Here is a 6,964-nt window from a genome sequence, read left to right as displayed (position 1 = left end):
GTATGAAAAACGCAGTATTATTATTACCACCAACCTGGAATTCAGCAAATGGAACGGCATATTCTACGATGAGAAGCTAACCAGTGCGATTATTGACCGCTTAATTCACCATAGCCATCTGCTGATTTTTAGTGGACAGAGCTACCGTTTCATACATTCCACTATCAGGAAATAATGGTAACCGGGGTGCTGGATTTATTTTTTGCCGTTTGCTGTATTTTTTACTTGCCAAACACAAGCAGATGACTGTATAGACTAAAAAAGGTGTCAAGAGAACCGTCCCCTCGACACTCCCCTCGACACTCAGTCCCCTCGACACTTCAGGCAGATTTGCGGATAAGGTACTGCTACCGCTCGTTCAGGCGTGACATGGCGCGGCTCACAGTTTCTGAAGCTATAAGGTCGGCAAGCAAGTCCGTTCCATCGTCAAAGAACCGCTTGTCCTCATAGGTGAAACTCTCACGAGAAGTGTGGCAGCGGGTCTCACATCGTTCATTTTTCTTTTCTTCCTCTACCGACAGAGATAGAAGGCACCGACTTCGTCAGAAACCTCCAATTCAATGATTTTTCCATAGGCATCTTTGTAGTTGATTAATATCTTTTTCCTCCTGCGATTTTCAAAAGTTGGCTTGAAAATCCGCAGGGGGCCGATGTCTCAAATCCGTAGAAACAAAACGAGACGGGCGGCAACACCAGTGGTTGGTGTCGTCCTCCCGTATCGCGGGTTCTGCGGATTCTCGTTATTGACTTGTGTTTGCGGTAATGCTGCTTCTGTATTTATGATTTCTGCTGTGCCGTCTGGTTTGAAACAAATCAGCGTCTTACAACATTTGTGGACAATTTCTACGACGCCAGCTTTTTCATCCAGGCGGCAGACCAGCTTGCCGCGAGCGTTTCGGATGTCTCGCATCTCATTGACTCTTCTTTCCTTAATGATATTGATTATGGTTTCGCTTTGCATGCGTTTACGAGTATTTACAGGTATTTAAATTGAGTTACAAGTAAATGTATTGAAATATATAAGAATAAGTAATATGCGGAAGTAGCAAGCCCGGATGCGATAATCGAGTTTGATGAAAGAGCGCGCCCACTCTATGAGAAATACTTTAAACCTATCAAGCGTATGCGTATTATAGACTTCAACCAAGGCGTAGACGCTCGTCTTGTAACCGAGAAGAAAATGAAGAAACTAGCCGAGATCAACATCCGCCCGCTTCGGATTGCCTTCGACCACTGCTCCATGGAAGACACTTATAAGGCAGCAATTAGCACAGCAGTAAAGCACGGTATCACGGATCTGTCTAATTATCTACTTTATAACTTTGAGGACGAACCAGACGATCTGTATTACCGCATGAAGATCAATATCGACTTGTGCGATGAGCTCGGCGTGACAATTTACTCCTTTCCAATGAAGTTCCACCCCATTGATGATCCTAAGTACTTCCAAAACCGCGACTACATAGGCAAACATTGGAACCGTAAGTTCATCCGAGCGGTACAGGCTGTTCTCAATTCAACGAAGGGTAAGATAGGCCGCGGGAAGTCCTTCTTTGAGGAGGCCTTCGGAAAAGATATTGACGAGTTCCATAAAATTCTATGGATGCCTGAAGAATTCATCATCCACCGCTTCAAGTACAAAGATAATCTAACTGCTGAGCGGTGGGAGAAATTCAATAGCCTTGATGAGATGCAGTTGAATAGACTCAAAGCAATCGTAGCAGCAAATGTGTTTGATGAAAATATAGCAACTGGTGATCCATCTGTAGACGAGGTGTTGAGGTACTATCAAGTAAGGCGTGACCCTAAATGACATGGATCTTACAGGCAGGGGGCTAAAGAGCATTGCTTTACATAAATTACTCCGCCTACTAAAAAATGGCTTATTATCTGAGGATGAAGCAACAACATTCAAAAAGCATCGTTATAAGAATAGGTCCAACTTTTATAGAACGACTCATTTGAAGATAAGTTAACTTTCAACGTTTCCCCAATCTTTCAACGATTACCCGTTGGCGATGCACACCCCTGCTATCTTTCAACGAATGTCCCGCCAACTCTTCGAAAAATGCAGGAGTTAATATCCTGTAAATAGTGAAAATGATCCCCTACAAATAGGTAATAGCCGCTCGCTAGAACGCAGGAGCGGCTCTATTACCGGCTTTTCAGACAATATAAAAACCACCCACCGATAAAATTCTTTTTATCAATAGATGGTAGATAATCTGGTGGAGGCGGGGGGAATCGAACCCCCGTCCGAAAGAAAGACCAGCCGAGTATCTCCGAGCGCAGTTCGTGATTTGAGCTTTGCGATCAGGACGCCCACGAACAGGCTTCCGTCACGCTATCCCCGATTAATTTCCCCTCATGTCCCCTCGAGAAAGAAGGCCACAGGGTACCCTAACTAAGTGACGCCCTGCACCAGACCGTTAGGAAATCTGGCCGGACGGACTGCCTAATTAGGCAGCCAGTGCGAAGTTATCTTCGGCAGTTAATTGTTTTTCGCCTTTTTATCGAGCTGGCGACAACTCGGCTCGCTGCTCAACCCATCTATTCCCCCGTCGAAACCAGTACGCCCCCTTGTAATTTATTTAGACGCTGGCGGCTTCGCCGCACGCAAAATATAAATTTATTAACATAATTTTTATTCAAACAAACTATATTCACTTGCATTAAAACCGTTAATAATGTGCCGGATATATTGATATATCTAAAAATTCATAAATAAACATCTGTGGAAATCTGTGTAATCATCTGTGTCTATCTGTGGTTAATTCAGCTATACCCGGTTTCTCTCTTTCACAGACCTTTCGATATCGCGCTTGGCATCGCGTTCGGCGATATCTTCACGCTTGTCGTAGAGCTTCTTACCTACGGCTACGGCCAGTTCCATTTTGGCCAGGCCGTTTTTAAAATAAATCTTCAAAGGGATAAGGGTTAAGCCCTTTTCTCGCTGCATGCCCTGCAAATGGCGTATTTCCTGGCGATGCAGGAGCAGCTTCTTGGGCCGCAAGGGGTCGTGGTTAAAACGGTTGCCCTTATCATATGGGCTGATATGGAAGTTGTTGACCCACACTTCCCCGTCTTTGACCACGGCATAGGCATCCTGCAAATTAGCCCTTCCCAGCCGCAATGACTTAACCTCGGTACCTACCAGGGCCATGCCCGCTTCCAGGCTTTCTTTTATATGATAGTTGTGCCGGGCCTTGCGGTTGTCAATAACCGGCCTAATGCCCTTGCTCCTGGCCATTCAAAACACCCCGATAAAATAAACCCTCACCTAGGATTTCCGTCCAAGGCCAGGGCTCTTTCTACATCGCTTGCACATTGATTATACTTGCCATTTCATTCTCAGTCAAGTGAAGATATATCCACACGCCTGAGTAAGAACTTATCTTCATTCTATTTCATTAGTTAAAAATGAAACCGGAAGCTGCAGCCGGTCGCCGTTATCCTTAAATCTGACTTCGGCTAGGCTGCCATACATACCTTCAATCCACACCGAACGTCCCTGGTAGTAAACGTCGCGAATGGCCGTCGAATGCATAATCTTCTTAACCTGTCTGCTCTCCATTTATATCACCCCGTCTCTTTTTATTTAGTGTTTCACCAGAGCGGGGTTTTTCATGTATCGGTTTTAAACTAATTCAAAATCGATTTTAGCCTCATCCACATTTACCTTTACCAGCATAACCTTGACAGTATCCCCGATGGCGAAGGTACGGCCGCTGTGCCTGCCCACCAGGCTGTAGTTGCGGTCATTGAACTGGTAATAGTCGTCCATAATGCTGGATATGTGTACCAGTCCCTCCACCGTGTTTTCCAACTGCACAAAAAATCCGAAGGCCAGGACTGATGATATGCGGGCTGTAAATTCCTCACCCAGGAACTGCTGCATATACTGCGCTTTTTTCAAGTCCAGCAGTTCACGCTCGGCTTCTTCGGATTTCATTTCCTGCATCGTGGAATGTTCACCATAAAAGCCCATCTTGTTTTCCAGCATGGTGCGTTTCTTGGTGTTCATGGTTCCATCCAGCAAATGGCTTAAAACCCGGTGCACAATCAGGTCGGGGTAACGGCGAATGGGACTGGTAAAGTGACAGTAAAACGGGGAAGCCAGGCCGAAATGTCCTAACGGCTGCGGCGAATAGCGCGCGTGCTTCATGGACCGCAGCATGAGCATGGAAATCATCTCTTCTTCCGGCTTGCCTTTGATTTCATGAATTATCTTCTGGAATACCCTGGGTTCTAGTTTTTTATCGCGTATCTTGTGTCCGAAAATCCCCAGAACCAGATTCAATTTGTTAATGGATTCTTCATCCGGTTTCTCGTGCACCCGGAATAACAAGGGCATTCCTTGCCGGTGCAGATGTTCGGCCACAACTTCGTTGGCCTTAATCATGAAATCTTCGATGAGCTTCTCTCCCGGTCCCCGGTCCCAACGTTTGATCTCCACGGGAAAACTGTTCTCATCAACGATTACCTTAGCCTCGGGAAAATCAAAATCCAGCATACCCCGGCCCAAGCGTTCCGCGCGAAGTATATCGGCCAATTCTTGCATCAGGCGGAAATCCTCCACCAGTTCCTCAAATCTGGCTCTTAATTCGCGGTCATCATTTTCCAAAATAGCATTAACCGCAGTATAGGTCATACGTTCATTAACATTTATAACTGATTTGCAGATTTCATAATTTATAACCCGGCCTTGGCCGTCTATATCCATGATGCAGCTCATAGCCAACCGGTCTTCCCCGGCATTCAAACTGCAGATCACGTTGGATAGTTCAGGAGGCAGCATGGGCAGGACTTTGTCTATCAGATAAACGCTGGTACCCCGGCTGCACGCTTCCTTATCCAATTTGCCGTCTTCCTTTACATAGTGAGAGACATCGGCAATATGCACTCCCAGGCGGTAACCCTCTGGAATGCGGGAAACAGAAACCGCATCATCCAAATCCTTGGCATCTTCACCATCGATAGTTACCATACGCACATCCCGCAAATCGCGGCGGCGGGCTATTTCCTCATCTGGCACGGGGACCGCTGCACTACGGGCTTCATTAAGAACGGAATCAGGAAAATCAGTTCTCAAACCGTGCTTCTTGATTACAATTTCCAAATCCAATCCCTTTTGACCCTTGCTGCCCAGCACTTCGATGATTTTCCCTTCCGCGGCCTGGTTCTTGTCCGGCCAGGTAGTAATGCTGACCAGGACCTTGTCGCCATTGCGGACCTTATGTTTCCGGGTCGGTCTTACGTAGATGGGATATATCTGGCGGGAATCATCAGGTATAACCTGATTTAAACGCCCACTGCGTTTAAAGGTCCCCACCAGTTCCTTGCTGGCTCTGCTTATAGCCCTGACTACTTCACCTTCCGGACGCAGATTTTCCGCGGGTCTCTGCTGGATTCTCACCATTACCCGATCACCGTGCATGGCCCCGTTCAGATTGCGTCCATAAACAAATATCTCCGGCAATCCCGGTTGATCAGGCACCAGGATACCATAACCCCGCTGGTTTAGATTAATGATCCCTTTAGTCAGGTTCATCATCTCCGGTACGCCGTATTTGTTCTTGCGGGTACGGATTATCTCGCCTTCCTTTTCAAGGCGTCCCAAAACTTTGCTGAAACGCAGTTCTTCTTCTTCGCTGACTGACATAACTTCCATAAGCTCCTGGTACGATAAAGGACGGTAAGTATCCTGCCGCATATGCTCAAGTATTATCTCACGATTAATCATAAAACCTCCTGTAATAGCCGATGATTTAAGAACACATTCACCCTCCGGCCAATCAGCCTTATCCCATTTAACCATACTCTTTATATTCTTGCCGGAATACGTTTTACTAATGCCTTAAAGAGGGTTTAATCTCATTAATTATTTGCTTTTTCCATCTATAAAAGCCGTTATTTCCCGGGCAATAACATCGACTTCCGGTCCCATAGTGGCGATATGTGAGGAATCAGGAAGCTTTACCAGACGCGCCTCCTTAATTTGCCCGACCAGGAAGCGGCCGCTGCGTGGTCTTACAACCTGGTCCTGCTGGGATTGAATAACCAGGGTTGGTAGGTTTAACTCTGGCAATTCCTTAATTACCTGGCGCTTAAGTTTTAGCAAGCCCTGGTAACCCCGAGTAGGCATGACTTCATAAGCAAAGCGTCCCAGGCCGGCCAGCTCACGCAATTCCTGCCGGTTTTTTTACGGTAATATGGCTGAACATATGCTATTAATTTGCTGGTAAAATCCAGGAAGGGAGCATTTGAATATATGGGGGCATTTATGCTGATTATCCCCTGCAGGTTTTTGAGACAAACCCCGGCATGTATTGTCAAAAGTCCTCCCATAGACAGACCGGCTGCAAACACCTTTTCGTATTCGGTCTGCAGGAAACGAATTTCTTTTTCCGCCGCCTGGTACCAATCCTGCCAGTCAAGCCGGTTGAGAAAACGCGGGTCAGAACCGTGTCCGGGAAGAAGAGGCCCGCTTAATGTGCAGCCACAAATTTCATGTATTTTCTTAGCCGCAGGAAAAACCTCGGAAGGAGAGCCGGTAAATCCATGCAGAAACAACAGCGCCGTTTCGCGGCTCCCGCTTAAAAAAAATGGTTCTGCTTTCGGGTGTATGTAAATCATAAATATCCCCATTCGTAATATGAAAAACAGGCGGTTTTTCTCCGCCTGTACTTTTGTCTGATGCCAATTTTGTGAAATATGTTTATTTAAGCAAGGTCAAAACCAATGTAATTATCATAAACCCTGCCGCAATATAACCGGTAATCTTGCTGAGCAGTTCATCTACGCCTTTACTTTTAGATCCAAAAAACGCCTCACTGCCGCCGGATATGCTCCCGGATAAACCTGCGCTTTTTCCTGGCTGCAAAATGATAACTACTATTAAAGCGATGGCAAAAATGATTTGCGTAACCAGCAGGAGTATCTTTGCCACGTTGTCACCTCCGTT

General features: G+C 46.2%; 9 protein-coding genes and 1 other RNA gene. 2 read left to right on the top strand and 8 right to left on the bottom strand.

The features are described from left to right. Positions 1-175, top strand: a 175-nt coding sequence (locus JCM14374_RS04425) for an ATP-binding protein (protein WP_172674150.1), incomplete at its 5' end; no start/stop codon positions are given. 480 nt (positions 176-655) lie between these two features. Here the strand turns inward: JCM14374_RS04425 and JCM14374_RS14010 are convergent. After that, the gene (locus JCM14374_RS14010) at positions 656-961 is read right to left on the bottom strand and encodes a hypothetical protein (RefSeq protein WP_157048955.1); all 306 of its coding nucleotides are present in this window, start codon (positions 959-961) and stop codon (positions 656-658) included. A 219-nt stretch (positions 962-1,180) separates the two neighbouring features. Here JCM14374_RS14010 and JCM14374_RS04415 point away from each other — a divergent pair, with 219 nt between their 5' ends. Further along, positions 1,181-1,813, top strand: a complete 633-nt coding sequence (locus tag JCM14374_RS04415) for a hypothetical protein (RefSeq protein WP_207641586.1) — start codon at positions 1,181-1,183, stop codon at positions 1,811-1,813. Between the two features lie 413 nt (positions 1,814-2,226). Here JCM14374_RS04415 and ssrA read toward each other — a convergent pair. From ssrA to secG, 7 genes are all read right to left on the bottom strand, one after another. Next, positions 2,227-2,580: a transfer-messenger RNA gene (gene ssrA / locus JCM14374_RS13020) on the bottom strand. Between the two features lie 199 nt (positions 2,581-2,779). Beyond that, positions 2,780-3,250: an SsrA-binding protein SmpB gene (gene smpB / locus JCM14374_RS04410; protein ID WP_054693975.1), complete on the bottom strand. Its 471-nt coding sequence runs from the start codon at positions 3,248-3,250 to the stop codon at positions 2,780-2,782. A 147-nt stretch (positions 3,251-3,397) separates the two neighbouring features. Continuing rightward, positions 3,398-3,574, bottom strand: a complete 177-nt coding sequence (locus JCM14374_RS13390) for a small, acid-soluble spore protein, H family (RefSeq protein WP_157048954.1) — start codon at positions 3,572-3,574, stop codon at positions 3,398-3,400. 63 nt (positions 3,575-3,637) lie between these two features. Next, positions 3,638-5,818 carry a ribonuclease R gene (rnr, locus tag JCM14374_RS04405; RefSeq protein WP_242848820.1) on the bottom strand — a complete coding sequence of 727 codons (2,181 nt, stop codon included), beginning with the start codon at positions 5,816-5,818 and terminating at the stop codon, positions 3,638-3,640. 63 nt (positions 5,819-5,881) lie between these two features. Beyond that, positions 5,882-6,145, bottom strand: a complete 264-nt coding sequence (locus JCM14374_RS04400) for an alpha/beta hydrolase (RefSeq protein WP_157048953.1) — start codon at positions 6,143-6,145, stop codon at positions 5,882-5,884. Further along, the gene (locus JCM14374_RS04395) at positions 6,115-6,636 is read right to left on the bottom strand and encodes an alpha/beta hydrolase (protein ID WP_172674148.1); all 522 of its coding nucleotides are present in this window, start codon (positions 6,634-6,636) and stop codon (positions 6,115-6,117) included. The genes JCM14374_RS04400 and JCM14374_RS04395 overlap by 31 nt, the downstream gene beginning before the upstream one ends. Before the next feature lie 82 nt (positions 6,637-6,718). Further along, positions 6,719-6,949, bottom strand: a complete 231-nt coding sequence (gene secG / locus JCM14374_RS04390; protein ID WP_172674147.1) for a preprotein translocase subunit SecG — start codon at positions 6,947-6,949, stop codon at positions 6,719-6,721. Positions 6,950-6,964: the final 15 nt, after the last annotated feature.

The organism is Syntrophomonas palmitatica JCM 14374 (assembly GCF_001311885.1).
Classification (GTDB): Bacteria; Bacillota; Syntrophomonadia; order Syntrophomonadales; family Syntrophomonadaceae; genus Syntrophomonas_A; species Syntrophomonas_A palmitatica.
The sequence above is the reverse complement of the archived record's forward strand: the minus strand, read 5'-3'. Positions and strand labels throughout refer to the sequence as shown.

Bases quoted from the DNA above. Each gene is read 5' to 3' on its own strand.
- JCM14374_RS14010 (WP_157048955.1), bottom strand. From the start codon at position 961: ATGCAAAGCGAAACCATAATCAATATCATTAAGGAAAGAAGAGTCAAT.
- JCM14374_RS04415 (WP_207641586.1), top strand. From the start codon at position 1,181: ATGAAGAAACTAGCCGAGATCAACATCCGCCCGCTTCGGATTGCCTTC.
- smpB (WP_054693975.1), bottom strand. From the start codon at position 3,250: ATGGCCAGGAGCAAGGGCATTAGGCCGGTTATTGACAACCGCAAGGCC.
- JCM14374_RS13390 (WP_157048954.1), bottom strand. From the start codon at position 3,574: ATGGAGAGCAGACAGGTTAAGAAGATTATGCATTCGACGGCCATTCGC.
- rnr (WP_242848820.1), bottom strand. From the start codon at position 5,818: ATGGTTAAATGGGATAAGGCTGATTGGCCGGAGGGTGAATGTGTTCTT.
- JCM14374_RS04400 (WP_157048953.1), bottom strand. From the start codon at position 6,145: ATGCCTACTCGGGGTTACCAGGGCTTGCTAAAACTTAAGCGCCAGGTA.
- JCM14374_RS04395 (WP_172674148.1), bottom strand. From the start codon at position 6,636: ATGATTTACATACACCCGAAAGCAGAACCATTTTTTTTAAGCGGGAGC.